The sequence below is a fragment of the Paenibacillus faecis genome (genome assembly GCF_008084145.1).
Classification (GTDB): domain Bacteria; phylum Bacillota; class Bacilli; order Paenibacillales; family Paenibacillaceae; genus Fontibacillus; species Fontibacillus faecis.
In genome coordinates, this window is record NZ_VSDO01000003.1 from 209,746 (window position 1) to 235,444 (window position 25,699).

19 protein-coding genes are annotated in these 25,699 nt (G+C 56.1%); 2 read left to right on the forward strand and 17 right to left on the reverse strand.

Going from position 1 to position 25,699, the window contains the following annotated elements:
- Positions 1–44 precede the first annotated feature (44 nt).
- Positions 45–1,022 (forward strand): LacI family DNA-binding transcriptional regulator, encoded by a 978-nt coding sequence (locus tag FRY98_RS14490; RefSeq protein WP_148453066.1) that lies wholly within the window; start codon positions 45–47, stop codon positions 1,020–1,022.
- A gap of 39 nt (positions 1,023–1,061) precedes the next feature.
- On the opposite strand, the gene FRY98_RS14495 is transcribed toward FRY98_RS14490, so the two are convergent.
- The 6 genes from FRY98_RS14495 to FRY98_RS14520 all read right to left on the reverse strand — a co-directional run bounded on the left by FRY98_RS14495 (position 1,062) and on the right by FRY98_RS14520 (position 10,164).
- Positions 1,062–2,213 (reverse strand): cation:proton antiporter, encoded by a 1,152-nt coding sequence (locus FRY98_RS14495; RefSeq protein ID WP_148453068.1) that lies wholly within the window; start codon positions 2,211–2,213, stop codon positions 1,062–1,064.
- Positions 2,214–2,341: 128 nt separating this feature from the next.
- Positions 2,342–4,033, reverse strand: coding sequence for a glutamine--tRNA ligase/YqeY domain fusion protein (locus FRY98_RS14500; protein ID WP_148453071.1), 1,692 nt, complete (start codon positions 4,031–4,033; stop codon positions 2,342–2,344).
- A 69-nt stretch (positions 4,034–4,102) separates the two neighbouring features.
- Positions 4,103–4,597, reverse strand: a complete 495-nt coding sequence (locus FRY98_RS14505; protein ID WP_148453073.1) for a GNAT family N-acetyltransferase — start codon at positions 4,595–4,597, stop codon at positions 4,103–4,105.
- 37 nt (positions 4,598–4,634) lie between these two features.
- On the reverse strand, positions 4,635–5,855 hold the full coding sequence (locus tag FRY98_RS14510) for an MFS transporter (RefSeq protein WP_148453074.1): 1,221 nt from the start codon (positions 5,853–5,855) through the stop codon (positions 4,635–4,637).
- Positions 5,856–6,028: 173 nt separating this feature from the next.
- Positions 6,029–8,095, reverse strand: a complete 2,067-nt coding sequence (locus FRY98_RS14515; protein ID WP_148453076.1) for a molybdopterin-containing oxidoreductase family protein — start codon at positions 8,093–8,095, stop codon at positions 6,029–6,031.
- 1,241 nt (positions 8,096–9,336) lie between these two features.
- Positions 9,337–10,164: a formate/nitrite transporter family protein gene (locus FRY98_RS14520; RefSeq protein WP_148453078.1), complete on the reverse strand. Its 828-nt coding sequence runs from the start codon at positions 10,162–10,164 to the stop codon at positions 9,337–9,339.
- Between the two features lie 219 nt (positions 10,165–10,383).
- Between FRY98_RS14520 and FRY98_RS14525 the strand changes: the two genes are divergently transcribed.
- On the forward strand, positions 10,384–11,535 hold the full coding sequence (locus FRY98_RS14525) for an HD domain-containing phosphohydrolase (protein ID WP_148453080.1): 1,152 nt from the start codon (positions 10,384–10,386) through the stop codon (positions 11,533–11,535).
- Between the two features lie 68 nt (positions 11,536–11,603).
- On the opposite strand, the gene FRY98_RS14530 is transcribed toward FRY98_RS14525, so the two are convergent.
- From FRY98_RS14530 to FRY98_RS14580, 11 genes are all read right to left on the reverse strand, one after another.
- Complete coding sequence (locus tag FRY98_RS14530; protein ID WP_148453082.1) at positions 11,604–12,962, reverse strand: FAD-dependent oxidoreductase; 1,359 nt, start codon at positions 12,960–12,962, stop codon at positions 11,604–11,606.
- A gap of 349 nt (positions 12,963–13,311) precedes the next feature.
- Entirely contained in the window at positions 13,312–15,321 is a 2,010-nt protein-coding gene (locus FRY98_RS14535) for an iron ABC transporter permease (RefSeq protein ID WP_148453084.1), read from the reverse strand.
- A gap of 80 nt (positions 15,322–15,401) precedes the next feature.
- Entirely contained in the window at positions 15,402–16,463 is a 1,062-nt protein-coding gene (locus FRY98_RS14540) for an ABC transporter substrate-binding protein (RefSeq protein WP_249043419.1), read from the reverse strand.
- Positions 16,464–16,506: 43 nt separating this feature from the next.
- On the reverse strand, positions 16,507–17,307 hold the full coding sequence (locus FRY98_RS14545; RefSeq protein WP_148453086.1) for a (2Fe-2S)-binding protein: 801 nt from the start codon (positions 17,305–17,307) through the stop codon (positions 16,507–16,509).
- Positions 17,308–17,341: 34 nt separating this feature from the next.
- Positions 17,342–18,196: an ABC transporter ATP-binding protein gene (locus FRY98_RS14550; RefSeq protein WP_148454475.1), complete on the reverse strand. Its 855-nt coding sequence runs from the start codon at positions 18,194–18,196 to the stop codon at positions 17,342–17,344.
- Positions 18,197–18,463: 267 nt separating this feature from the next.
- A complete protein-coding gene (locus FRY98_RS14555; protein ID WP_148453089.1) occupies positions 18,464–18,808 on the reverse strand; it encodes a DUF3243 domain-containing protein in 345 nt (114 codons plus the stop codon).
- 99 nt (positions 18,809–18,907) lie between these two features.
- The gene (locus tag FRY98_RS14560; protein WP_249043420.1) at positions 18,908–19,858 is read right to left on the reverse strand and encodes a M15 family metallopeptidase; all 951 of its coding nucleotides are present in this window, start codon (positions 19,856–19,858) and stop codon (positions 18,908–18,910) included.
- A gap of 584 nt (positions 19,859–20,442) precedes the next feature.
- Entirely contained in the window at positions 20,443–21,855 is a 1,413-nt protein-coding gene (locus FRY98_RS14565; protein WP_148453095.1) for a DEAD/DEAH box helicase, read from the reverse strand.
- A 243-nt stretch (positions 21,856–22,098) separates the two neighbouring features.
- Positions 22,099–23,769: an ABC1 kinase family protein gene (locus FRY98_RS14570; protein ID WP_148453098.1), complete on the reverse strand. Its 1,671-nt coding sequence runs from the start codon at positions 23,767–23,769 to the stop codon at positions 22,099–22,101.
- Between the two features lie 2 nt (positions 23,770–23,771).
- Positions 23,772–24,080 (reverse strand): phasin family protein, encoded by a 309-nt coding sequence (locus FRY98_RS14575; RefSeq protein ID WP_148453101.1) that lies wholly within the window; start codon positions 24,078–24,080, stop codon positions 23,772–23,774.
- A gap of 112 nt (positions 24,081–24,192) precedes the next feature.
- Positions 24,193–25,032 (reverse strand): uroporphyrinogen-III synthase, encoded by an 840-nt coding sequence (locus tag FRY98_RS14580; protein WP_148453103.1) that lies wholly within the window; start codon positions 25,030–25,032, stop codon positions 24,193–24,195.
- Positions 25,033–25,699 lie beyond the last annotated feature (667 nt).

Below are 25,699 nucleotides of genomic sequence, written 5' to 3' on the forward strand. Positions count from 1 at the left end.
GTTTCTTCCATTTTGTCATGTTTTGTTGAAGGAGGCGTCCCGCATTGGCCAATATCAAACAAATCGCCAAAGCCGCCGGTGTGTCCGTCACCACCGTGTCCCGGGTGCTGAACGCGCATCCTTATGTCAGCGAAAGCAAGCGGAAAGCGGTCGAAGAAGCCATCGAACGGCTGCATTACGCCCGAAATATGAATGCCGTGCATCTCGTCAAAGGCATGACGCAGACGATCGGCGTCATTCTTCCCCAGATCCAGACCGCCTATTTTTCCAAACTGATCGAAGGAATCGCCGCGGAGGCGCTTAAACATAACTATCAGTTAATGCTGTGCCAGACCGGTTACCGGCCCGAGGAAGAAATCAAAGTGCTCGATCTGCTGCGCAATAAACGGATCGACGGCGTCATCATCTGCTCGCGGTCTCTGTCGCTCGACCAAGTGGAGGACTATGCCGGATACGGCCCGATCGTCCTCTGCGAAGACGTTCGGCAGCGCAAGCTTTCCTCGGTCTACTACGATCACTATGCCAGCTTCCGAAACGCTATCCGCTACCTCTGGGACCGGGGACACCGCCGGATCGGTTTCACCCTGAACCGCCGGAACAGCCAAAACAGCCTGCGGCGCCGCCAGGCCTACGCCGATATTCTGCGGGAGCTTGGCGGCGAAGCGCGCGACGAATGGCTGCTGGACGGCTGCAGCGAAATCCGCGACGGCCGTCTCGTGGCCGATTGGCTGCTGCGCATGAAGGAACGGCCCACCGCCCTGCTGCTCACCGGAGATGAAATCGCAGCCGGATTCCTCGTCGCCATCAAGGAACACGGATTCGGCATACCGGAGGATGTCGCCATCGTCGGGTTCGATAACCAGCCGATCTCCGAAGTGTTCGGAATCACCACGATCGACAACCGCCTCCTGGATATCGGCACACAGGCTTTTAACATCGCTTATAGCCGAATCCAGGACCCGGCCCTGCCCCCGGTAACCGAGGAGCTTCAGTTCCGCCTGATCGAGCGCAGCAGCGTCTGACCCCGGGCCATCCCGATTTTCCGGGTAAGGATCGGCGGGCTAGCGGTCTTTTTGTTGGGCGGCATGCCGTCCCAGGGTTTGTTTTAGCAGAAACGGCGTGACTAATGTGGTTAAAATGACCACGATGACGAGGACGGTAAAGTACTTTTGCTGCAATAGTCCGCTCTCCAGCCCGATGGTGGCAATAATCAGCGCCACCTCCCCGCGCGACACCATCCCTGAGCCGATCCCGGCCGAAGATGACCACGAAAACCCGGTCAACTTGGCCCCGAGTCCGGAGCCGACCAGCTTGGTCAGCAGGGCCACCATGAAAAGAACGATCATCAAGCCCCATTGCGATCCCAATCCTTCAAACGAAACGGAGAAGCCCACGCTTACGAAGAAGATCGGTACGAATATCGTATAAGCGATCGGCTCGAGTTTATGCTCCACTTCCTTTTTATAATCGGTTTGCGAGATGGCCAAACCCGCCGCAAACGCCCCGATAATGCCCGCCACGCCAAGCTCTTCCGCGATGAAAGCCAGAAAAAAGCAAAGGATCAGCCCGCCGCTGATGATCGACTCGGAGACCCGCAGCGGAGCCAGCCACTTCATGACCCATTTGCCTCCCTTCCAAATGAAGAATCCGGCGATGAGAAAAAAGATCAATTTCTTGCCGATGACGAGCGTCAAATTGACTTCCTCTCCCCCGAACAGGCTCATTACGAAGGCCAGCAGCACGACTACCAGAATATCGTCGATGATGGCCGCTCCGAGAAGCGTCGTACTCTCCCTGGTGTTCAATAAATTCAGATCTTTCAACGACTGGACGGAGATACTGACCGATGTGGCCGACAGCAACAGCCCCATAAATATCGCCTGGGAAACCGTCAGCCCAATCACAGCCCCCGTAATATAACCGCCGACAAAAGGTACGATGATTCCGCCAACAGCCACCGCCGTCGCCGACTTATAAGCTCGCTTTAAATCGTCCAGATCGGTCTCCAACCCGGCCATAAACATCAGCAAAAGCACGCCGATTTCACTCAATTCCTCGATAATATGCGAGTTTTCCACCCATCCGAGCAAAGCCGGACCAATCACAATCCCGACCAGCAGCTTCCCCACGACCGCGGGCTGGCCCAACCGGGCGCTCAGGTCCCCCGCCAGTTTCGTCGCCAATAAAATTATGAGAATCGTAAAAAAGAACATCCGCATCCCTCCACTATTTTTGTTTATCATGCCTAAAAAAGACAAAAAGGAGCCTGGTTTGACCAGGCTCCTCCATAAAAAACGAAATATTTGATTATTTAAATTCAAGCTAGCTATATTATACCATCTTACTTCGGAAGTTGAAACGAGCTTTTCAGCGAAACGATCAAATTGAACACCGGATGCCCGGGTTTCGAGTATTTCGGGTCGACATTGAAATAACCGTGCCGGAAAAATTGGAACTTGTCATGCGGCTTCGCGTCCTTCATTCCCGGCTCTACGAAGCCATGCTTGATCGTCAGGGAGTTCGGATTGATCCGTTCCAGGAACGGCTTCTCCTCCGCCCCTTCATCCTCGGGCTCCTCATCCAGAATCAGCGGCTCATACAAGCGGAATTCCGCAGGCACGGCGGCGCTGGCGTCCACCCAATGGATCGTCCCCTTCACCTTTCGATCGGTAAACCCGCTGCCGCTCTTGGTTTCCGGATCATAGGTGCAGTGAATTTCCGTAACCTCGCCGTTCTCGTCCTTGATCACGTCATGGCATTTGATAAAGTAAGCGTGCTTCAAACGCACTTCGTTTCCGGGGAACAACCGGAAGTATTTACTTGGCGGATCCTCCATGAAATCGTCGCGTTCAATATAGATCTCGCGGGAGAACGGAATTTGCCGGTGACCCATCTCTTCGTTCTCGCTGTTGTTCTCGGCGTCGAGCAGCTCCGTTTGCCCTTCGGGATAATTCGTGATAACCACCTTCAGCGGATCGACGACCGCCATCGTACGCGGCGCCTTCAGCTTCAGATCCTCGCGGACAAAATGCTCCAGCATTTTAACATCAATCGCACCGTAGGCTTTGGAGATACCCGCTTCGTAAACGAATGCCTTGATCGCCTCCGGCGTATAGCCCCGGCGGCGAAGCCCCGAAATCGTCGGCATGCGCGGATCGTCCCAGCCGTCGACGATCCCTTCGTCGACCAGCATTCTGAGCTTCCGCTTGCTCGTGACGGTTTGCTCCAGGTTCAACCGGCCGAACTCATATTGACGCGGAACGTTCGGCATTTCCGTTTCGGCGATCACCCAGTCATAAAACGGACGTTGATCCTCGAACTCCGTGGTGCACAGGGAATGGGTCACGCCTTCGATCGCGTCCTCCAGCGGATGGGCATAGGAATACATCGGGTAAATGCACCATTGATCCCCCGTATTGTGATGGGTCGCATGCACAATCCGGTAAATGACGGGATCCCGGAGGTTGATGTTCGGCGACGCCATATCGATCTTGGCCCGCAGCACTTTCTCTCCGTCCTTGAATTCCCCGGCGCGCATCCGGGCGAACAGGTCGAGGTTCTCCTCGACCGACCGGTCCCGGTAAGGGCTGTTTTGCCCCGGCTCGGTCAGGGTTCCGCGGGTTTCGCGGATTTGGTCGGCGCTGAGGTCGTCCACATAAGCCTTGCCTTTTTTGATCAGCAGCACGGCCCGGTTGTACATCTCCTCAAAATAATTCGAGGCGAAATGGAGTTCTTCCCACTCGAAGCCGAGCCACTTCACGTCCTCTTTAATGGAGTTGACGTATTCGATATCTTCCTTGACCGGGTTCGTATCGTCAAACCGCAGATGGGTGCGGCCTCCGAATTCATCGGCCAGCGTGAAATTGATCCAGATGGCTTTCGCATGCCCGATATGCAAATAACCGTTCGGTTCGGGCGGAAAGCGGGTCACGATCTTGTCCACTTTGCCGTTCTTTAAATCTTCGGTAATGATATTTTTAATAAAATTGGGAGGGGTTAAATTGTTGTTCTCCACGGTGATCAACCTTTCCATTCATGGAATCTCTGCCAAAAGTTTCTCCGATTTTTCTTCTTCTAAATATACCGATATCTCGCCAAATGATCAATGGCCGGCCACGGGGCACCACATCAGGATATCATCCACGTAACGGCCGCCGATCCAAAACTCCTCGACCAGCCGCCCCTGTTCCACAAATCCGCACTTTTTATAAAAAGCCAGCCCTCCGGGATTGGACGCCAGCACGCGCAGGCACAACTTCCGGACGCCTCTTTCCGCGGCCATTTCCTTGATGGCCTCCATTAACGTCCGCCCTATCCCGCGTCCCTGGTAATCGGGGTGAACCGCGATATTGAGTTCGTACACGTGGCGGTTGCTCTCCAAAGGCGTGGGATAATCAAATCCCACATACCCGCATATCCGGTCTCCGACGCCGGCAATCAACTGGGTTCCTGGCGGGCATTTCTGGAGGTAGTGTTCCCGCGACTTCCAAACGATGGGGGTAGGGGAAGTGTTCTCCTCCCATACGAGCTTGTCCAGCTCCATCAAAGCCTCGGCATCCCGCATTTGCGACAGGCGGGTCCATATTATATCAGACATATATAGTAACTCCTTCCTAAGTTTATATATGCGTATTTTAAATGCTGTCAGCCAATTTGCCCCGGGCGTTTTTGTTCAGGGAGGAATGAATCACAAACGCGCTTACGGATAAGACGGAGATAATAACGGCCAGCCAGGCCACCGGCACAAAACCGTTCCAGTCAAACAGCACGCCCATGGCGTAAGGACCGACCACTTTTCCGGCCGCTCCCATCCCGCCGACGACGCCCAGATAGAAGGGCGCGGCCTTCCCCGTCCGGTCGGAAATAAACGAAGGAATGGCCGGTGAGATCAACATCTCGCCAAAGGTGGTCAGAATCATCGCCGCCACCATGCTGGGGTAAGTGGGGAAACACAGCATCGTGACATAGCCGAGAAAATAAAAGATGGCGCTGGCCGTAAGCTGCGCTTCCGACGAGCCTGCGAACGTCCGTTTAATCCATAAAATAAACGGTTGGCCGACAAAGATCAAGATCCCGTTCAGCGTCCAGAGTATACTGTAATTCCATTCCGGCATCCCCCGTGACATCGTAAAGGGCGAAACCCCGTTATTCCAGATACAATTGCCGAGCCACAGGAAAAAGGAGCCGATCCCCATAAACAGATAGACATTGTAGCGACCCAGCAGCCTCCAGGTGTCTTGTCCCTCCGGGGTGGTCTTGCGTTTCGCGAGTTGGACCTCTCCCTCGCTTTTTTGAACTTTGTTCAAATAAAACCAGAAAAACAGCGCAAAACCGGCGGAGACCAGCCCGTTCAAAGTAAAGCTCATATTGTAAGAAATCTGCGCCAAAAAGCCGCTAAGCGCGGTCCCCAGCGCAACGCCGATATTGTTCGCCACATAGATGACATTGAACAATTCCCCCCGCCGCTCCGCAAACCGGAAGCCGATAAAGGCCTGGATCGCAGGCATGGACATCGCGTTGAAGAAACCGACGAGCCCCATCAACACGATAAACAGGGACCAGTTGCCGCTCCCGTACGGCAGCAGCAGGAGGAACATCGCGTACAGCCCCACTCCGCCGACGATCAGCTTTTTCACGCCCAGTTTATGATACAAGGAGCCGCCGAGAACTTGTCCGGCAATCCCGCCGAGGGACATAACCAAGATAACCAGACCGGCGTCCGTCACCGTGCGTCCCAGTACCTTGAATACGAACATCGTGATCAGTGGCCACATTAAAGAGCCCCCGGCCGAGCTGATCAGACTCGCCACCAGAAAAATTTTGACCTCCCGCGGATACGACTGCAACCATTTCATAGGCTTCTCTCCTCCTTTGCCCGCGCCACGCTTAACCCATAAAGTCATCCTTAAAAACACAAAAAGAAGCCCCTAAGGGCTTCTTCATACCATATACCATCACAGTGAATGTAACTATAATTACGCCCAGATTATCATAGTATCGCCGAAAAGGAGAAAGTCGGCAAGTACATCTATTGCCGCTTTACATCGACAGCGGTCGAGAAGAAGACGGCCCCTCCGCCCATATCGGCCAGCCGATCCGGCGTTAACGCATTGGCCCGGCTCCGTTTGCCGTCCCGATCCCACCATAGCCCCTGGCTGATGACGACGCCCGGCAGCATTTTGTCGGTCACGGCCGCGAGGGCTTCATAACTTCCCCGCTCATTCCATACGACGACCCGTTCCCCGTCCGCAATGCTCCGGGCCGCCGCGTCCTCCGGATGGATCTGCAGCGTAGGCTGCTTTTCCAGCGCGGTGAGCTTCTCCACATTGCCGAACGTGGAATTCAGGAAGCTGTGGTTCGGCGGCGAAATGAACATCAGCGGATACGCCTCCTGCGTTCCCGGCCGGTTCTCCCCGTCGTACCCTTCGCGCAGCGGCGTATAAGTCGGCAGCGGCGGCAGGCCCTCCTCCGCCATTTGGGCCGAATACAATTCGATCTTGCCCGAAGGTGTCGCCAAGTTGTCCAGATACCGCTCCTTGTGCGTCATGTCCAGCTTGATCATGCGCCGCTCTTTCAGACCTTCCAGCGTAACGGTCCGCAAATACGGGTTGGCCGGATAATCGAGCGCCTGGCGGATCAGATCCTCTTCCGTATCGCGGAACGCCGCCTCTTCAAAACCCATAGCGGCCGCCAGAAGACGAAATACTTCCACATTGCTTTTGCTCTCGCCCTGCGCAGGGATGACCGGCTCTTGAATTTGTACGTAGTGATGCCAATAAGAGGCGTAAAGGTCCGTATTTTCAAAGGTGGATGTGGCCGGCAGGACAATATCCGCATACTTGGCCGTATCCGTCAGGAACAGATCGTGCACAACGGTAAACAAGTCCTCGCGGCTTAAGCCGCGTTCCACCTTCCCGGTGTCCGGAGCGACGACCGCCGGGTTCGCACAGTACACGAACAGCCCATATATCGGCGGTTCCAGCGTCAGCAGCGCCTCGCCGATACGGTTCATGCTTATCGTCCGGGCCGCCGGATTCGGCCGCAGATCCGGGCGTTCCAACGCCTCCGCGTTCATTTTGTTATAACCCCCGTTAGACTTGTACGCTCCGCCGCCGGGAACGAGCCACTGCCCGGTCAGCGCCGGCAAGCAACTGATGGTCCGTACCGTCATTCCGCCGTTGTCATGGTGCTGGAGGCCGTTGCCGATATGGATGTACGCCGGAGAGGTTTCGCCGTACATGACGGCCAGTTGGACGATGTCATCCGCCGGCACGCCGGTGATCGCCGAAACGCGCTCCGGCGTGTACTGCTTCACATGCTCGCGCAGTTCGGCATAGCCGGTTGTGTAGCGCTCCATGAACGGTTCGTTGACGAGACCGCGTTCGAACAGAACATGCATCATACCGAGCGCAAGCGCGCTGTCCGTCCCCGGGTACAGCGGGATAAACCAGTCCGCCCGCTGCCCCGTGCGATTGCGGTGCACGTCGATGACCACAAGCTTCGCTCCCTGCTTGCGGGCCTTTTCGATCAAGGCGATCTGGTGCATGTTCGTACTGACCAAATTGCCGCCCCAAATGATAATTAGCTTCGCCTTAACCGTATCCTCCGGACTGGTGCCCCCGCCGAAGCCCATCGTATACTTCCAGCCGGCGCTTCCCGCGGAATTGCAAATCCCCTGCTGCAATTGGGACGACCCCAGCCGGTTGAAAAAGCGCCGGTCCATGCCGTCCACACTAAGAATCCCCATGTTGCCGTAGAAGCTGTACGGAAGAATGCTCTCCGGACCATGCTCTTTAATCAGCTTGCGATATCTATCGGCGATTTCGGCCAACGCCTCATCCCAACTGATCCGCTCGAACTTCCCCTCGCCTTTGCGCCCCACCCGTCTCAGCGGATAGAGCACGCGCTCCGGATGGTAGACCCGCTCGGTCATGTTCCGCACCTTGTTGCAGATGGCCCCCTGGGTAATCGGGTGGTCGGGGTTTCCCGTCACCTTGACGATTTTTCCGTTCTCTTTATGCAGCAACAAACCGCAGGTGTCCGGGCAATCCAGTGGACACACCGCGGGAAAAATTCCGTTCTCCTCGCGAATCATAACTTCATCCCCCATCTCAAACTAGCAGATTCTATAATCTTAGAAAAAAGACGGAACGATGTCTACTGGTTCCCCGTCAGACAATATAGAAAGAGAGCATGAGAATACGCGCTCTCGCTCGAAAAGTACACATTCTCAAGCCCGCGGACCTCCAAATCGTATTGGGCCTATGGCGGTCAAGGTGTCGGTGCACTCCAATATCTCCAGCAACTCCAACCTATCCCGCTCCTTCAACTCCAAAAAGATGCAAATCTGCAGGTATTTTAGGCCGATTCCCGAGGGGATACGGAAAAAGATGCAAATCTGCAGGTTTTTCCAGCGATTTTAGAGAAACGAGCCGGTTTCGGCGAAAATTCCTGCAGATTTGCAGGAATTTTATGTTTAACCAAGGTTGCCTGCAGAGGGCACTGATAGTAAGGAGGATTTCGGCGCTTTGTCCCTCGCATGCCTATCTCGAACAGAGACAGGAGGAGTAAGCGGGACTGGGTCTATAAAGGCATTACGCGCCGCTAATTTGTCGAATTCGCTTCATAAAGGTGAAATAGCGGTCTCTTTAGCGTCTTATTTTTGGGAAAAACGGGCCAAAACCCGATTTTGGGGTCCGGTGCCGGGAAATAAGCCACTAGCGTTGCATTAATCCGCGAAGTCTAATAGCTGTAACCGCCTCTCTTTGAAGCCAAGCTGGTGGATAAGGGCCGTTTGCGGCGTTATTTTGTCGAATTCGTCCCTTCGGTGAGAAATAGCGGTCTTTTGAGCACTCGCGTTGCATTAATTTCGAAGGGTCTAATGGCCGTAACCGTCTCCCTTAGAAGCCGGGCGGGTGGATAAGGGCTTTTTGAGGCGTTATTTTGTCGAATTTGGCCCTTCGAGGTGAAATAGAGGTCATTTGGGGCCTTGTTTTAGAGAAAGTCGGGCAAAAACCGGATTTTTGAGCTCGCACCAGAGAAATAGGGCCCCTTTTGACCGCTATTCTTCCCGAAAAAGCGAATCTGGGCGAAATAGCGGCCCAAAAGGCCGTTATTATAACAGGCGGCAATAAAGATTGCGGATAGGCAGCATCCATATCAGTTATAATGCAACGCTAGTGGAAATAAGCCCCTTTTGGATCGCTATTCTAGCCGAATCAGCTCGAAATAGCTCAAAATAGCGCCTCTAAAGGCCGCTAATCCGAAAACTACATCAAAAAGACGGCCTCCCGCAGGAGACCGTCTCTCAATCGAGCCACAGCGGCACCCGGCTTCTTACGCGTGCTTGCTCGCCGGCGCGGCCACGGCATCGCCGGCCGCCTCCGCTTTCTTTCCTCCGTCTTTCAGGTAAGCCGTCCAATAGGCTCCGGCGACGAACAACGCGCCCCCCGTCAAGTTGCCGAGCCAAACCGGCACAAAGTTCTTGAGATATTCCCCCCAGGAGAAATATCCCTCGAAGATCGCTGCGGGAATCAGGAACATATTGGCCACGACGTGCTGAAATCCGATCGCGACAAAGGCCATCGTCGGGAACCAGATGCCGAGGATTTTACCGCTCATATTATCCGCTCCGTATGAAAGCCAAACGGCCAGCGCCACCAACCAGTTGCAGCCGATTCCGGACACAAAAGCCTGCAGGAAGCCGGCCTCCAGCTTATGCCCGGCCATCTCCACAAGCTTCTCCAAGTACACGCCATCCGAAGTCAAGCCGACGATATGACCGAAGAAGTAAGCGACAAACAGGGCGCCCACAAAATTGCTCAAGGTAATGAGTACCAGATTTTTGCACATCTCCCCGGTCGAAATCCTCCGGGCCATCCGCGACAACGGCACGGCCATCATATTTCCGGTCAACAGCTCTCCTCCGGCCAGCAGCACAAGGATCAGGCCGATCGGAAACACCGAGGCCCCGATAAAATTGGCGAAACTGCCCCATTCTTTCGGCGCGCCGGCGATGACGCGAATATCCAGCAGGAACCCGAGCGCGATAAAGGCTCCGCCCAAAAAGCCGAGCACCAGCACCGTCAGCAGAGGATTATGGGCTTTTTTCACCCCCATGTCAACCGTCACTTTCGCAATTTGATCCGGTTTGTTGTATGCCATTCTCTCCATTCTCCTTTAGAAGCAGTCCATGAACTGCGGTCTTTACGTTCATTGTATCTTGGCCCCTGGTACGGATAAGTAACATTAGTCACGTTACCGCTTTCAATAGTGAAACATTTCACGTAATATCCCTGCAAAAAAATGCTTTGTGCGACGTAATGCAATGAAGTATCTTGGACTTAGGAAAAAAACGGTAATACGGAAGGAAGGTGCAGGCATATGGATTCTCAACAAAACAGGTTGATGGAGCAACCCGACACGGAAACGCTGCTGCGAATGATTTTCCAATATGCGGCCAGGATCGCCAACGAGCGCCACCTTGACCGGATTCTGATGCATATGGCCGACCTGGGGCGGGGGATGATCGGGGCCGACCGCTGTACTGTCTGGCTGCTCGACCGTCAGAGAAATGAACTGTGGACCACGGCCGCTCACGGGGTTCGGGAGCTTCGGATCCCTGCCGATGCCGGGCTCGTCGGGCTCGCGGTCGCCACGGGCCAACCGTTGTTCATCGATGACGCCTACACGAATGAGCCCTACGGCCACCTTCTGAAACACGGTGCGCTCCGAACCGACAAAGAGACCGGGTACCGTACAAAAGCGCTGCTGGTCATTCCGTTCGGCAACAGCGAAGGCGAGATCATCGGCTGCTTCCAGGCGGTCAACAAATTGACCCCGCCGGGCGTTTTCACCGAAAAAGATTTGGAGTACCTTACGCTCGCCGCATCCTATTCCGGCAAATCCCTGGAATCGGCCATGCTTTTAAACGAAATCGAAGAGACGCAAAAAGAAATTATCCTCTCCATGGGCGAGATCGGTGAAATGCGCAGCCGGGAAACCGGGCACCATGTCAGAAGAGTCGCGGAATATTCCCATATCCTTGCGCTCGGCTACGGACTCCCGCCCGATCAGGCGGAGATGCTGCGCATCGCCTCTCCGATGCATGATATCGGAAAGGTCGCCATTCCCGACGCCATCCTCAACAAACCCGGCAAATTGACGCCGGAAGAGTTCTCCGTCATGCAGACCCATACCGAGATCGGTTATCGGATGCTGAAAAAATCCCCCCGCCCCCTGATGCAGACCGCGGCCATTGTCGCCCACCAGCACCACGAGAAATGGGACGGCAGCGGATATCCGCAAGGCTTGTCCGGCGAAAGCATCCACATCTTCGGTCGCATTACGGCGATCGCCGACGTTTTTGATGCGCTGGGCAGCGAACGTACTTACAAAAAAGCATGGCCTTTGGACAAAATTATTGCCCTGCTGCGCGAAGAACGCGGACATCATTTCGACCCGGCCCTCGTGGATGTCTTCCTCGATCGGTTGCCCGAATTGCTGGAGATTCGGCGGGCTTATACCGAAGACTAAAACAGCCGCCCCTGAATGCACCCGGGACGGCTGTTCGAAAACCATTGGAGGTAAAGTTAAAGTTAAAGTTAAACGGTAACGGCCTCGCGTGCCGGCACTTCCGGCAGCGCGGCCAAGCCGGCGCTGTTAAGGAAGTTCCACGGTTTGTTGTAATGCGGCTGGAAGAAGAAGTCGACGAAGGCCAGCTCCTCCATTTTCATGCCGTTTTGGATACAGACCGAAATGGTATTGATCGATTGGGTCAGATCGACTTTCGACATGATTTGAGCTCCGAGAATCCGGCGCGTGTCTTTTTCGTAAACAACCTTCAGCATGACCGGTTCATGCGTCGGCATAAACTCCGGACGGTAGTTGTCGGTAATCATGACCGCCTCCGCGTCGATGCCCGCTTCCTTCGCCGAGGCTTCCGTCATCCCGGTACCGGCAATATTGTCCTCATAAATTTTGATCCCCGATGTGCCTTGCGTTCCCATATATTTGACGGTCGGGGCAACCAGGTTGCGGGCAACCAGCGTTCCCATCCGAACCGCGTTGGTGGCCAGCGGAATGTAGGCGTGCTCCCGGGTCGGATTGTAAAAGACCGCGCAGCTGTCGCCCGCCGCATAAACATCCGGTTTGCTGGTCCGCATGTACTCGTCGACGATAATCGCGCCGTTGCCGAGCATATCCACTTGACCCTTCAACAGCTCGGTATTCGGGCGGAAGCCGATGCAGAGAATCACCAGGTCGGCTTTATATTCCCCGCGGTCCGTGACCACCGTGCTTACTTTTCCTTCACCGACAAACTTGGTCACCTTTTGGTTCAAAGCCAGCGTAATCCCGTGATCGCTCAACGATTGCTCGATTTTGTCCGTATATTCGGCGTCGAGGTATTTGCTCAGGATGCGCTCTTCCGCATCGATCAGCGTCACTTGTTTACCGTTCAATTGGAAAGCTTCCACCAGCTCGACGCCGATGTAACCCGCGCCAACCACAACGATATTATTGGCTTGTTTCGACTTTTCTATGATGGTGTTCGAGTGATTGAAATTTTTCGAGAGCAGGATGTTTTCGAGCTCAATGCCTTCAAATTTAGGAACGACCGGCCACGATCCCGTCGTCACGATCAACTTGTCGAACGTATCTTCAAACTCGGTTCCGTTCTCCAGATTGCGGGCGCGCAGCGTCTTGCTCTCCGTATCGACCGCGATGACTTCATGCCGCATGTTCGTTTTGACGCCCAATTCCGCGAGTTGGGCCGGCGACGAATAAAACAGACCCTGCGGGTCCTTAACCATTCCCCCTACATAGAGGGCAATCCCGCACGAAAGGAAAGAAATATTATCATTGCGTTCGTAAACGGTGATCTCGGCTTCGGGATAAAGCTTGGCGGTATTTACAATAGCTGCGGTTCCTGCGTGGGTACATCCAATCACGGCGACTTTCATGGTTTCTTCCTCCTCAATTTCCCATCGTCCTTGAAATCGTAACGATCAGGGTTATCTCTTGTGAAATATGTCACTTATAAAATAACGACTTTGTGATTTTGTTCACCTTATGACTCTATTATAGTGTGACATTTTTCACATTGCAAGTAGCAAACGGGATATTCTTGAAATATTCACAATTTAAAATAAAATTTTAAGCACTAAGAGTCGGCGGCTTTGTAGCTTCATCTTCCGGGGTCTGTCTTCTCGGGGCAAAATACCGCTATCTCTATTGTTCCAGCTCCCGCACAAAATTACCCGCCGAATAACAGAAAAACCGGCCGGTGATTTCCGGTCGGTTTTCCTTTTCTTATTTGGCGCCGGCGCGGCTCCCTGCCGAGCGCATCAACCATAGGAAGTACGGCGCGCCGAGCAGGGCCACAACCAGGCCGGACGGTATTTCCTTGGGCGCGAGCAGCACCCGCCCCACTAGATCCGCAAGCACCAGGAATACGGCCCCCAGCAGGGCCGAGAGCAGAATCAGCTTGCGGTTCGCGTTCGGCACGAGCAAGCGGGCCGCGTGCGGCGCCAGCAGGCCGACGAAGCCGACGGTGCCGACCGTCGCGACGGCCGACGCCGCCAGCGCCGCTCCCAGCAGGCCGCCAAGCAGACGCGTCCGCTCCGCGGAGACGCCGAGGTTGATCGCGGGGGCGTCCCCGAGCGCGAGCAGGTCCAGCCGGCGGGCCAGCACCCAGGCGAGCGGCAGCAGCGCCAGCGGCCAGGCGAACAGCCAGGCCAGCTCCTCCCAACCGCGGGCATAGGTACTGCCCGAAAGCCAGGTGAGCGCCGAGGCCACCCGCAGCTGGGCCTTGACCACCAGCGCCTGAATGCCGGCAGAAGCGAAGGCGGACACCGCCATGCCGATCAGCGCCACTTTGGCCGGCTGCAGCCCGCCTTTGCGGCTGATCGCGAAGATCACCAGCGCCGCGCCAACCGCGCCGGTGAAAGCCGCCGCCGGCACGAGCGCGCCCGGCAGCTGGGGCAGCGCAATCAGGAAGACGAGCGCGCCCAGGCCGGCGCCGGACGTCACGCCGATCACCGAAGGATCGGCGAGCGGATTGCGCACGACGCCCTGCAGCAGCGTCCCGCTCGCGGCCAGCGAGGCCCCGGCGAGGGCCGCGATCAGCAGGCGAGGCAGCCTCGTTTCGATCACCATGTAATGGGTGATCTTGCTCGCCTCGCCGCGAAACGCGGCCCACACTTCCGGCAGCGGCACGGTCTTGCCGCCGAAGACGAGGCCGGCGCCCAGCGCGAGCAGCAGCAGAAGCCCCGCCCCCGCCAGCAGGGCGGGGTAAGGCAGGGAGCGGCGGAAGCCCGCTCCCATGCCGGAGGAGGCGCCCTGCACGTCGCCGCGCGTCGGCTTCATGCGGTACACGAGCCAAACCAGCCACGGCGCGCCGAGCGCCGCCGTCGCGGAGCCGGCCGGCAGCAGGCCGAAGGCCGGCTCCAGCATTAGCACGGCCAGATCGGCCGCCACCAGCACGATCGCCCCCCAGATCGCTGCGCCCGGGATCAGCAGCCTATGGCGGTGCAGTCCCATCAGGCGCAGCAAATGCGGTGCGATCAGGCCGACGAAGCCGATCGGCCCCACTGCGCTGACCGTGACCGCAGCCAACAGTACGGCGGTCAACACGCTGATGGTACGCGTCGCGGCGATACGCTGGCCCAGCGATTTGCCGACCTCCTCGTCCATCAGAAGGACGTCGAGGTTGCGGCTGAACAGCGTGGCAAGCAGCAGCCCGCCCGCAACCCACGGCCAGATCGCCGTAACGTTCTGCCAGTCGTTCTGAATGAGCGAGCCGGATCCCCACAGGAACAGGCCCGCCGTTTCATTCTCAAACAGCAATTGCAGCGTTCCGGTCAACGACGAAAGCACAAGCGTCAGGGACATGCCCCCCAAGGCCAAGCGAACGGGTCCGCTCTGCCGCCGTCCGGCAAGCAGGAACACGATCGCCCCGGCAAGCAGCCCGCCGGCCATAGCGGTCAACAGCGGAAATCCGCCCATCAGCGAAGGAAAGAATATCGTCGCCACCACGACCGCCAAATAGGCGCCCGCATTAATGCCCAGCGTTCCGGCGGAGGCGAGCGGATTGCGCGTTAATGTCTGAAGCAGGACGCCGGCTACGGAAAGCGCGGCTCCCGCCAGAGCCCCCATCACGGCCCGGGGAAGGCGGACCCCCCGGACGATTTGATGAAGCGGATCCTCCGCGGCCGGGTGAAACAGCGCATCCCGGATCAGGGCGAGGGAAATGCCCGCGGTGCCCTGCGTAATTTGCAAACATAGCAGCAGCGCCAGAATCAGCGGGCCCGCCGCAAACACAAGAAAAAGCGAACCCCGGGGGGTCCGCTTCTGAGGGGCTGCCGGTACCGATTTTTGCGAAGTTACCCCGGTCACCGTCCTCATGGCGCGATCACAGAGACGGCTTTATCGACGAGCGTTTTTGCCGACAACGGTCCGCCGAACACCCATGAGTCTCCCCCCAGCGGATAGGTGCGGTTCTCCTTGACAAAGTTCAGGTTTTTCCAAACCTGGTTCTCCTTCATATACGTTTCAAACACATTATCGTCCTGCTGCACGATATACAAAAAGTCGGAGTCCTGCACGGCGGGAAACGCTTCGACCGATTTCTCGGCATAACCGTACACTTCAAACGCCGGATCCTTAAACGCGTTTTGCAGGCCGATTTTATTCAGGATCTGGATCGCCATCGAGTTGTCGGTAAAAATGCGGAACACCGGAGAATTCTGATTACTGAAGGCTTGAACGAGAGTAACCTCGGCATTCTCTTTGCCCGCCGCCTTGATTTTCTCAGCGGCTTCTTGATAGGTTTTGTCCAAATCCGCCAGCACCTGTTTGGCTTCCTCCTGCTTGCCCACCACATTGGCGATCGTATTGAACGTATCGATCATTTCCTGATACTGATCCACGCCGTTCTTCTCATCTTGATAAGGGCTAAATGCCAACGTTGGCGCAATTCCCTCCAGCTTGTCGTAAATATCCTTCGACCGGAAATCCGTGGTGATAATCAAATCGGGCTCCAGGGCCATGATCGCTTCCAGGTTTGGCTCCTGACGCGTCCCTACATCCTGAACGCTGTCATCCAGTCCCGGGGTCGTATTGACCCAGGTTTGATATCCCTTCACGTCCGCCACCCCAACGGGCTGAATGCCCAAGGCGAGCAAATCCTCGGCATACGTATATTCCAGCGCGACGATCCTTGTCGGAGTCCCTTCGATATGGGCCGTTCCCAAGGCATGCTTGATCTCCAGGCCTCTCCCGATATCCACTTTGGCATCCGCGCCTTTGGGTTCGGCGGAATTCACCGGGGATGTCCCCTTCCCGGCCGAATTCGCGGCCCCCGCGTCCTGGTTGGCGTTTCCGCAGCCCGCCATCATGAATACCAGCATCAGCACGGCCATCCACCCTATGATTCCATTTCGTTTCCCTATTTGTAACGGCATATTAACGACATCCCTTCCGATTTCCATTATGTAAAAAGAGCCGCTACCCCTTAGAGGCCGCAGCCGCCAAAATTTCTTGACGCTTGGCTTCCCGTTCTTCCTTCGAAAGTTTGGGGCAGCCGTAACAATAGCCATGGCCGGAGTCCGTCCGGTACGCCAGGCAGCAGGTCGGTTTCATCCGGGTCTGTTCCCCGGGCCGGTAAGGATCGTCAAGCCAGACGGCCTTCACGTCGAACGGATTCCGTTTCAGACCGAACCATTCCGCCCCCAACCGCTTACTGAAAAGAACATACTGCTCGCCGAGCCGTTCCTTCAGCGGTAAATCGCCCGATTGGTCCGCCAAGTAGTTCAAATAAAACTCGACCCCGAGCGGCATCTGCCCCCAGACTTGACCGAGCGGCAGACCGGAGAGCGATGCGGCCGTCTCCAAAACCGGACGGAGGGTATCCTTCACGAATTCGCCCAATAAGTGCTCGCGCCAGGTCTCCTTCGGTCCGGCCGGCCAAGGAAGCGTGTCGCTTCGCTTCAGCACGAAAAAAAACCGCGGATAATCATTTACTATGTCAATCTGAATAGTAAGGTTAGATAGCGAAAAATCCACTCTGCCGTCGCATGCCTCGAGCATGTACAGCAGAGCGGCGGGAACCACGCGCCAACAGGCGGCGTAATAGGTCGAAGCGACCCGGATATCCCGTCCTTTAATCTGTTCCTGGTAAACGGTGAGCAGTCGCAGAGCTTGCTCGGGCTCGGACAGCCGTTCCGCCGAAACCGTGACAAGCGCGTTCTCCCTCTCTTCCGTCACGATGGAGAGCGCGCGGTCCAGCAGCTCAAAATTGATCGTCATCTTGAATACCCTCCCGATCTTTAAACCGCCATCCCTAAAGGATGGATGCTACTTTACCGTCCAGAATCCCCTTCTTCCCGGCCCGTACCCGGCCCTCCGTCGCCGCGCGGTAGAGCTCATAAGGCAGACACAGCGGCACCCCGCTGCGAGGGTCGGTGACAATATCCGCTTCGATACCGAACACTTCACGCAGCACCTCGGAGGTCACCACTTCTTCGGGGGCTCCCACCGCGATCGCCTGGCCTTTCTTAATGGCGATCATGTGATGCGCGTATCTCGCGGCATGGTTCAAGTCGTGCACCACCATCACGATGGTTCGCCCCGATTCCGCGTTCAATTCCTCCAGCAGCTGCAGCACTTCCAGTTGATGCGCCATATCGAGGAACGTGGTCGGCTCATCCAGGAACAAAATATCCGTCTCTTGAGCCAGGGCCATGGCAATCCAGGCCCGTTGACGCTGTCCGCCGGACAGATGCTCCAATGCCCGGTCGCTGAATTCATTCATGCCCGTTGCCTCGATTGCCCAGTTGATGACGTCCCGGTCCTCCGACTTCAAACCCCCGAAGCCTTTTTGATGCGGAAACCGCCCATAGGATACCAGTTCATAAACCGTCAACCCTTCGGGCGCCGTTGGGTTTTGCGGCAGTATCGCCAATTGTTTGGCGACTTCACGGGTGGATTGCTTGTGAATCGACTTTCCGTCCAGCAGTACACTGCCGCCTTTAGGATGCAAAATGCGGGCCATCGTCTTCAAAATCGTCGATTTCCCCGAGCCGTTGGCTCCGACCAAAGCCGTTATTTTCCCTTGCGGGATGGATATATTCAGGTCCTGAACGATCAACCGGTCCTCATAAGCGATATCCAAATGCGAGGTGTTCAACGTCGCCATCATTCATCTTCCTTTCGTGTCTATGACCTGAAATCGGGATAACGCACCGAACCCGACCTTTATCTTTAATGTCTTTATCTTCTTCATCGGATCTTCATCATCTCTTCTTTTTAAAGATACTGATAATCATTATCATTTGTCAATAAGAACTTCTTCCGCAAACGCAAAAAGGACGCCCAAAAGGCGCCCGGATCGTACTTTGCCTATATTCCGCACATTTACTTGCCTAAGCGGGCTTAAAAGTCACTTAATAGCCGCTTATGCTGGTTAATGTGCTTTTTGTGCCAGTCTGACCAGCATATGGGCCAGCGCATGGCGATGCTCCTGATCGCCGGCATTCCATAACTCCTGCAGCAGCTTCTCCTCGCGGTTGCGCGGATCTTCCTTGGCGGCCAGGTAGTTGCCGACTTTCTCGGCGGCTTGCGTCATCGTTTCTTCGCTCATCCCCATGCTTTGGGCGAGTTTGACCCGCTCTCCCAGGTATTTTTTAAACGATTCGAAGCTCTGCAAAATCTCTTCCTTCCGCTCATCATCAATCCGGTTGAGGGCATCATCCACTTTTCCCAGCGTCACTTCGCCGTCTTTGTTCACTACATGGTTGTGTTCGGACATGCTGATCGCCTCCTTGAATGAGTTATGCGGTTCGTTACTACATAACCCGTTCACGGAACGATGAACCAGAATGGCGCGTTGGAATTGCCGCCCGTCAGGTTAAGGGTTCGCGGAAACCGGCACGGCGTCGTAATACTCTTCCAGCGTGATCTCGCGCTCAACGATATCCGCGGCGATCTCCTTGCCTACATAACGCAGATGCCAAGGTTCGTATTTATATCCGGTGATATTTTCTTTTCCTTCCGGATAGCGAATGATAAACCCGTATTTATGCGCGTACTTTGCCAGCCAATCGGCTTCCTTGGTACCGCCGAAACAATCTTCGGCCGCACATTTTCCGTCGCTGCCGCTCACATCGATCGCCAATCCGGTCTCATGTTCGCTGTGCCCGGGAACGGCGCTGTAGGTTTTGGCTTTCTCCAGCCCGTCCTTTTTCACATATCGGTTAAAAAGCGATGTCTGCGTGCTGTGCGACCGATAGGCCGAAACGCCGGCCAGGTAAATGTTGTCTTTCTCGGCTCCCGCAAACAGCTCCTCCAGCGCGGAGGCCGCTTCTTTGCGCATTTTTCGCTTCTCGATCTTCTCCTTAAACGTAAAACGGACATCCGGATAGACCAAGTCCTCCGGCTTGTAATCCTCCGGCAGCGCATACTCCTTGTTAACCAGCACCGCAACACTTTCCGGGTCCGCTGCGGCGGCTTTGCTTCCGCCCTTCGCATCGTCCGCCGAGCCCTGCAGCTCAGAATGGCTTTGGTTCTTCGTCCCGCTACCCGCTTTACTTCCGGCCTTTACGGTGTCCGCGTCAGTAGAATTGGCGGCGGAATTCCCTGCGGCTTCATCGCCGGTGCCGTTGCCCGTATTTCCGGCGTTTCCGGCGTTTCCGGCGTTTCCGGCGTTTCCAGCGTTTCCAGCATTTCCGGCATCTTCCGTAACACCTGAGTTCGACGTTTTAGCCGTGTCCGGGATGTCGCTGGCGCAAGCGCCAAGAAGCATAGTCATTAGAACAAAGACAAGAGCGTATCCCACTCCCTTGCCCGTCCGGTTTCTCATCTCGATTCCTCCCATATAAGTTTGCGGTTTCTCCCTATACAGACGTGCCGATGTTTTAATAAGTTACCGCTGCCCGTTTTTTTCCACAATACCTCGTGCTTCATCAGACAAACTTGATTACATATAAACCCTGCTTGTCCGCCATTTTTCTGTTCGGAGCAAAAATGGTTATGACTCCTGCAATTCCAGGATAACAGCCATCTATTACGCCGCGAATTTGCCGAATTTGGCTCATTGAAGCACTGACGTTGCATTAAACCTGACATAGTGCTGCCGGTCCGCAACTTTTTCTGGCCGTCCGTTATAATAGCGGCGGTTTGGGCCGCTATTTCGCCCAGATTCGCTTTTTCGGGAAGAATAGCGGCCAAAAGGGGCCCTATTTCTCTAGTACGAGCCCAAAAATCCGGTTTTTGCCCGACTTTCTCTAAAATAAGGCCCCAAATGACCTCTATTTCACCTCGAAGAGCCAAATTCGACAAAATAGCGCCGCAAACGGCCCTTATCCACCCGCCCGGCTTCAAAGGGAGGCGGTTACGGCCATTGGCCCCCACGCCCCACGAGCTCAGGCGAACTTCGCAAAATCTCTAGCGTCCCCGGCGGCCGCCGTCATTCCGGCCGCGCCGCCCGCCCTGCTGCTCCCGGCCGCCACCGCGCCGGCCGCGTCCGGATGCCGCGCTGCCATCGCTCCCGCGCTTGGCGCTGCCTCCGCCGCGGCTGCCGCCTTGGCCGCGCGAGCCGCCCTTGGCGGGCGCCGTGCCCGGCTTCCGCCGGCCGGCGGAAGCCCCTTCCCCGCGGCGCTCGCCTTGCGCGCGGCCGCGCTCCGCCGCTTCGCCGGGGCCGCGGCGGTTCTGGGCGGCGTTGCCGACGGCCTCCACGCCGCCCTTCTCATACCGCCGCCGCTCCAGGCGGCGGGAAATGCCGCGCTCGATGTTGCGGAGCGCTTCCACATCCTTCGGGGCCGCGAAGGTCACCGCGATCCCTTTCTCCCCGGCCCGGCCCGTCCGGCCGATCCGGTGAATGTAACTTTCGACGTCCTGCGGGATGTCGTAGTTGAACACATGCGTCACGCCCTCGACATCGATGCCCCGGGCGGCGACGTCCGTCGCCACCAGCAGCTCGAGCTTGGCCTCGCGGAAGGCGCGCATCACTTGCTCGCGCTTGGACTGCGACAAGTCCCCGTGCAGCTCGTCCGAAGCGAATCCGGCTGCTTGGAGCGCCTCATTCAGCGTGCTTGCCCGCCGCTTCGTCCGGCAAAAGATCACCGCCAGATACGGCCGGTGCTGGCGGATCATCGCGATCAGCGCCTCCTGCTTGGTGCGGTCGGTGCATTCGACGAGAATCTGCTGGATGCTGTCCAGCGTCACCCGCGAGGTTTCCGCGATGCGGATATCCCGAGGCTGCTGCATATACGTTCTAGCCAGGTGCCTTACGTTATCGGGCATCGTCGCCGAGAACAGCATCGTCTGGCGGCTGCGCGGTACTTGGCGGATAATCTCCTCCACTTCCGCCAAAAAGCCCATGTGCAGCATCTGATCCGCTTCGTCCAGCACCAGCATGCGCACGGCGCCCAGGGTGAGCGAGCCGCGGCGCAAGTGGTCGAGCAGCCGTCCCGGGGTGCCGATCACGAGCTGCGCGCCGTTCTGGAGCTTACGGAGCTGCCGCTCCACATCCTGGCCGCCGTAGGCGGCAAGCACAGACATCCCTTCGCGGGCGTCGGCCAGCTTGCGAGCTTCCACGGTAATCTGCAGAGCGAGCTCACGCGTCGGAGTAATGATGAGCGCCTGCGCTTCCGGACGGTCGGCCCGGATCTTTTCCATGATCGGCAGCAGAAAAGCCAGTGTTTTTCCCGTACCCGTCTGGGCCTGGACAATCACGTCCTCACCGGCAAGGAGCTCGGGAATCGCCTTTTCCTGCACCGGAGTCGGATTCACAATCCCTTGTCCCCGCAATATTTGCAAAATGGCCTTCGAGAGACCCATACTTTGAAAAGTCGCCAAAAAATTCACCTCATTAGTTATTCGCCGCTTTATCGGACATTCTGCGGGCCTTCCTATTGTACCAGAGATTTCCCCAAAATTCCGTCCGGCATGCAAGTTTTCGCCCAGAACCCCCTGAATCATGAAAAGAACCCCGTCTTCGTCCCCAAGGACCGCTTAACGGAGTTCACCCGGCGTAATTTCTGAAGCATAGCGGCATAGCCGGATTTCCTTGACAATCGATCTACTCCCGCATTTTTTCGGCTAAAACCGCCCCGACCTGAATATCGAGTAAAGCAGCCAGATGACCATCAAAGCCGCGACGATAAAACCGATCTCGATCGCGGGAATATTCCATAGAACGGTCGGCCTGCGCGTCAATGAAGAGCCGATGATCAACCCGACCATAATGATACTGAACGCGAGAAGCACAATGCTGAAGGAGAGCCGATTCCCGATCTGATCCAGCTTCCTCAGAAATTGTTCCGTTTCGGGAACACTCATCTCCAGCTTCACTTTCCCTTTGCCGATTAAGGTGAAGAGGCGGTCAATCTGTCCGGGCAACCCCGTCAGGGCGTCCGCCAGATCGATCGCTCCCCCGATGAACCGTTTGCCGAGGCGGCGGGTGTCGAATTTCTCGCGCAGCAGCTTCTTGCCGAACGGCTCGGCCAAATCGAGGATGCTCAAGTGCGGATCCAGGCTGATGGCCACACCCTCCAGGGTAAGCAGCGCCTTCCCCAAGAGCAGAAAATCCGGGGGAAGAATGATGCGATGCCGCTGGGCGGTCGCAAACAAATCGTTCAGCGCCTCCCCGATGCTGATTTCCGAAAACGGAATATCATAGTATCGGTCATGCAGCCGGTTCAAGTCGTTCCGCAAGCCGTTCAGGTCGGCGGCTTCTTCCAGCAATCCCATCCTCAGGATGGCCCGGAGCATGCCCTCGTTGCTCCGACGCATCAAGGCGATAACCAAGGAGGATAAATGATCGCGCATCTCCGGACTAAGCCGTCCGATCATTCCGAAATCAATAAAAGCCAGCTTCCCGTCCGGCGTCATCAGCAGGTTGCCCGGATGAGGATCGGCATGGAAAAATCCGCCCGCAAATATTTGATGCAGCATGGCGTTCACCAGCGTCTCGGCGATCCTTCTTGTATCGAAACCGCCCCGTTTCAAATCGGCCAGCCGATTCAGATGAATCCCCTCAACGAAATCCATCGTCAGTACTTTGGACGTCGAACAGTGCCAATGGACGCGAGGAATGCAGATCGCTTCACTGTCCGTAAACTGTCGGCGGATTTTCTCCATATTGCGGCCCTCGATGCTGTAGTCCAGCTCCGCCGAGATGGAGCGGGCAAATTCGTCGACCATCTGAGGGATTTGATACCGTTCCACCCAGGGCCACCTTTTGTGCGCGAGAGAAGTTAAGTTCTTCAAAATATCCAAATCCCGCTCTACCTGTGGGACGACGCCGGGGCGTTGAATTTTGATGGCCACTTCTTCCCCCGTAACCAGCCTGCCCTTATGAACCTGCCCGATGGACGCGGCGGCGATGGGAACTTCCTCGAAATGGTCCAGCAGTTCAGAGGCGGGCATACCGAATTCTTCTTCTATAATGCTTAAAGATTCTTTTGCCGAAAACGGCGGGACCTGATCCTGCAATTTCACGAGTTCGGCGATAACCGGTTCCGGAAGCAGGTCGGAGCGGGTACTGGCCAATTGACCCAGCTTAATGAACGTCGGACCGAGTTCCTCCATCACCAGGCGGATGCGTTCCGCCAACGTCAAACTCTCCGGCTCCGTTTTAAAGATCCAACGATGCGGGGCGGCAAACAGGCGGGTGAGCCCGATTTCCTCGGCCAAATAGCCGAAGCCATGGCGCCCCAGCGCCATGGCAATCTCCCGGTACCTGCCGGAATGACGGATACGGATCCCCATCGTTACGGTTGCTGCAGCTCGGCCAGTTTAATTTCCAGCTCGGCCACCCGCCGCGTCAGTTCCTCTACTTCCTTCGCCGAAGCAAGCCCCATGGTTTGAAGCACCGACTTTACTTGCTCATTCACCAATTCCTTGAAGCGGTTTTGCTCCTCCGCTCCTCTATCGATGAGACGTTCCACAAGCTGCTTGGATTCCGAAGGGGCGAGTTCGCCGCGCTTGACCAAATCGTCGACAAGGCTCTCGACCTTCTCCTTGCTGACAATCGTAAGTCCCCATCCGAGCGAGATGGCCTTCTTTAACAGATCGCTCATGTTCAACATCCTTTCACCATGGAATTGAATTGCATGACAAGACAATGCACTCGTTACTTAGTAATACCCTATGACATGCCCGGATGTACTCGCAAATCCATAATTTTTTCGTTTACCGGCGATCCCGGTTCGTCCGGGCCTCGACTTCTCCGGCATAATAACGGGCCAGTTCCACCATCATGCTGCCCATCCGCTCTTCGCGGGGAGCCACGACGCGGGGAACCCCGGCCTCAAACAGCCCCTGGGCCGTTACCTTGCCGACCGCCACGGCGATCACCGGCCCTTCCAGCGCTTCCATAAGCGCTGCCAGCTTTCCTTCCCTGGAGGCGTGCTCCATCAAAAATCGGACCTGCGGCCCGCTCGTAAATGTCACGGCATCCACCTCGCCGCCGATGAGATCGGACAACAGCCGCTCCAGATCCTCGGCAGGCGGGGCCGTGTGGCGGTAGGGCAGGATCTGCCGGCATTCGGCCCCTTGCTGTTCAAGCCAGCTCGTCAACCGTGGCGCGGGATCTCCGTGCAGCTGCAGGAACACTTTTTTTCCCGCAAAAGAATGCTCCGCCAGCCCGCGGATCAATCCCTCGGTGCTGCCATCGTCATCCCGCACAAGCGGCGTAAGCTGCCGCTTTTTTAAAGCGTTCGCTGTTTTGTACCCCCTGGCGGCGATGTGCCCGCTGCGGAGAATATCCCAAAAGGCCTCGGCGATTCCCATGTCCTCGGCCATATCAAACAGCGCGTCGAGACCTGCTCCCGTGGTGAAAATCGACCATTCCGGCGGCCGGTTCACCCAAGATACGAGACCGTTCCGCAAATCCAGGTCATCGAGCAGCACCGTCCCTTGCGCCGGCCTAAAGAGAGGAGTGCCCCCCATATTCTCGACAAGCTTTCCAAGTTCCTCGGCTCTTCGCGGACCGGTGATGGCCACCCTTTTGCCCTCTAACCTGCGTGCCATAAATCTCCCCCTCCGTCTCGGCCGACCCGCGGCCGTATTCTTTATTTCAGATTAAACGACATCATGCAAGAAGTCATGCTTATTTTAAAGCCGAGTCATGATAATCGCGACGCTAGTTTCCCCCCCATCTATGAGACAACGTGGATAACATAGAATTCCTGCATATGTGCATGTTTTTTTCTTATTTGGGGTCAAAATTTCAAAATTCCTGCGATTCTGCAGGAATTTTCGACGAAACCGGCTCGTTCCTCTAAAATTGCTAGAAATTCCTGCAGATTCGCATCTTTTTTCGCATCCCCACGGGAATCGGCCTAAATGCCTGCAGATTTGCATCTTTTTGAATCTTTTTGGAGTTAGAAGTTAGAAGGTTGGAGGTGGGAAGTGTCGGGAGTACGCTAAGCACCTTGATCGCCATGGGCCTAATACGATTTGGATGTCTATGGGTGTGAAGACTGCGTACTTACCGAGTCCTCCACCCCAAATCATCGATCCATGTTAATTTGGCGCTTATACGGCTGTTCAAATTAACGGGAATTCTTCCCGTTATTTTGGTACGTAGGCGGCTGTAGAGTTGAATTAGCGGGAAAATCTCCCGTTAAATCGCCTGAAATTGTGTATTTCGGCAATAGGGCCGCGAAATAGATGGAGTTTTTCCAGCTAAATCGGA

Bases quoted from the DNA above. Each gene is read 5' to 3' on its own strand.
- FRY98_RS14495 (WP_148453068.1), bottom strand. From the start codon at position 2,213: ATGTTCTTTTTTACGATTCTCATAATTTTATTGGCGACGAAACTGGCG.
- FRY98_RS14500 (WP_148453071.1), bottom strand. From the start codon at position 4,033: ATGGAAAGGTTGATCACCGTGGAGAACAACAATTTAACCCCTCCCAAT.
- FRY98_RS14505 (WP_148453073.1), bottom strand. From the start codon at position 4,597: ATGTCTGATATAATATGGACCCGCCTGTCGCAAATGCGGGATGCCGAG.
- FRY98_RS14510 (WP_148453074.1), bottom strand. From the start codon at position 5,855: ATGAAATGGTTGCAGTCGTATCCGCGGGAGGTCAAAATTTTTCTGGTG.
- FRY98_RS14515 (WP_148453076.1), bottom strand. From the start codon at position 8,095: ATGATTCGCGAGGAGAACGGAATTTTTCCCGCGGTGTGTCCACTGGAT.
- FRY98_RS14520 (WP_148453078.1), bottom strand. From the start codon at position 10,164: ATGGCATACAACAAACCGGATCAAATTGCGAAAGTGACGGTTGACATG.
- FRY98_RS14525 (WP_148453080.1), top strand. From the start codon at position 10,384: ATGGATTCTCAACAAAACAGGTTGATGGAGCAACCCGACACGGAAACG.
- FRY98_RS14530 (WP_148453082.1), bottom strand. From the start codon at position 12,962: ATGAAAGTCGCCGTGATTGGATGTACCCACGCAGGAACCGCAGCTATT.
- FRY98_RS14540 (WP_249043419.1), bottom strand. From the start codon at position 16,463: ATGCCGTTACAAATAGGGAAACGAAATGGAATCATAGGGTGGATGGCC.
- FRY98_RS14545 (WP_148453086.1), bottom strand. From the start codon at position 17,307: ATGACGATCAATTTTGAGCTGCTGGACCGCGCGCTCTCCATCGTGACG.
- FRY98_RS14550 (WP_148454475.1), bottom strand. From the start codon at position 18,196: ATGGCGACGTTGAACACCTCGCATTTGGATATCGCTTATGAGGACCGG.
- FRY98_RS14555 (WP_148453089.1), bottom strand. From the start codon at position 18,808: ATGTCCGAACACAACCATGTAGTGAACAAAGACGGCGAAGTGACGCTG.
- FRY98_RS14560 (WP_249043420.1), bottom strand. From the start codon at position 19,858: ATGAGAAACCGGACGGGCAAGGGAGTGGGATACGCTCTTGTCTTTGTT.
- FRY98_RS14570 (WP_148453098.1), bottom strand. From the start codon at position 23,769: ATGGGGATCCGTATCCGTCATTCCGGCAGGTACCGGGAGATTGCCATG.
- FRY98_RS14575 (WP_148453101.1), bottom strand. From the start codon at position 24,080: ATGAGCGATCTGTTAAAGAAGGCCATCTCGCTCGGATGGGGACTTACG.
- FRY98_RS14580 (WP_148453103.1), bottom strand. From the start codon at position 25,032: ATGGCACGCAGGTTAGAGGGCAAAAGGGTGGCCATCACCGGTCCGCGA.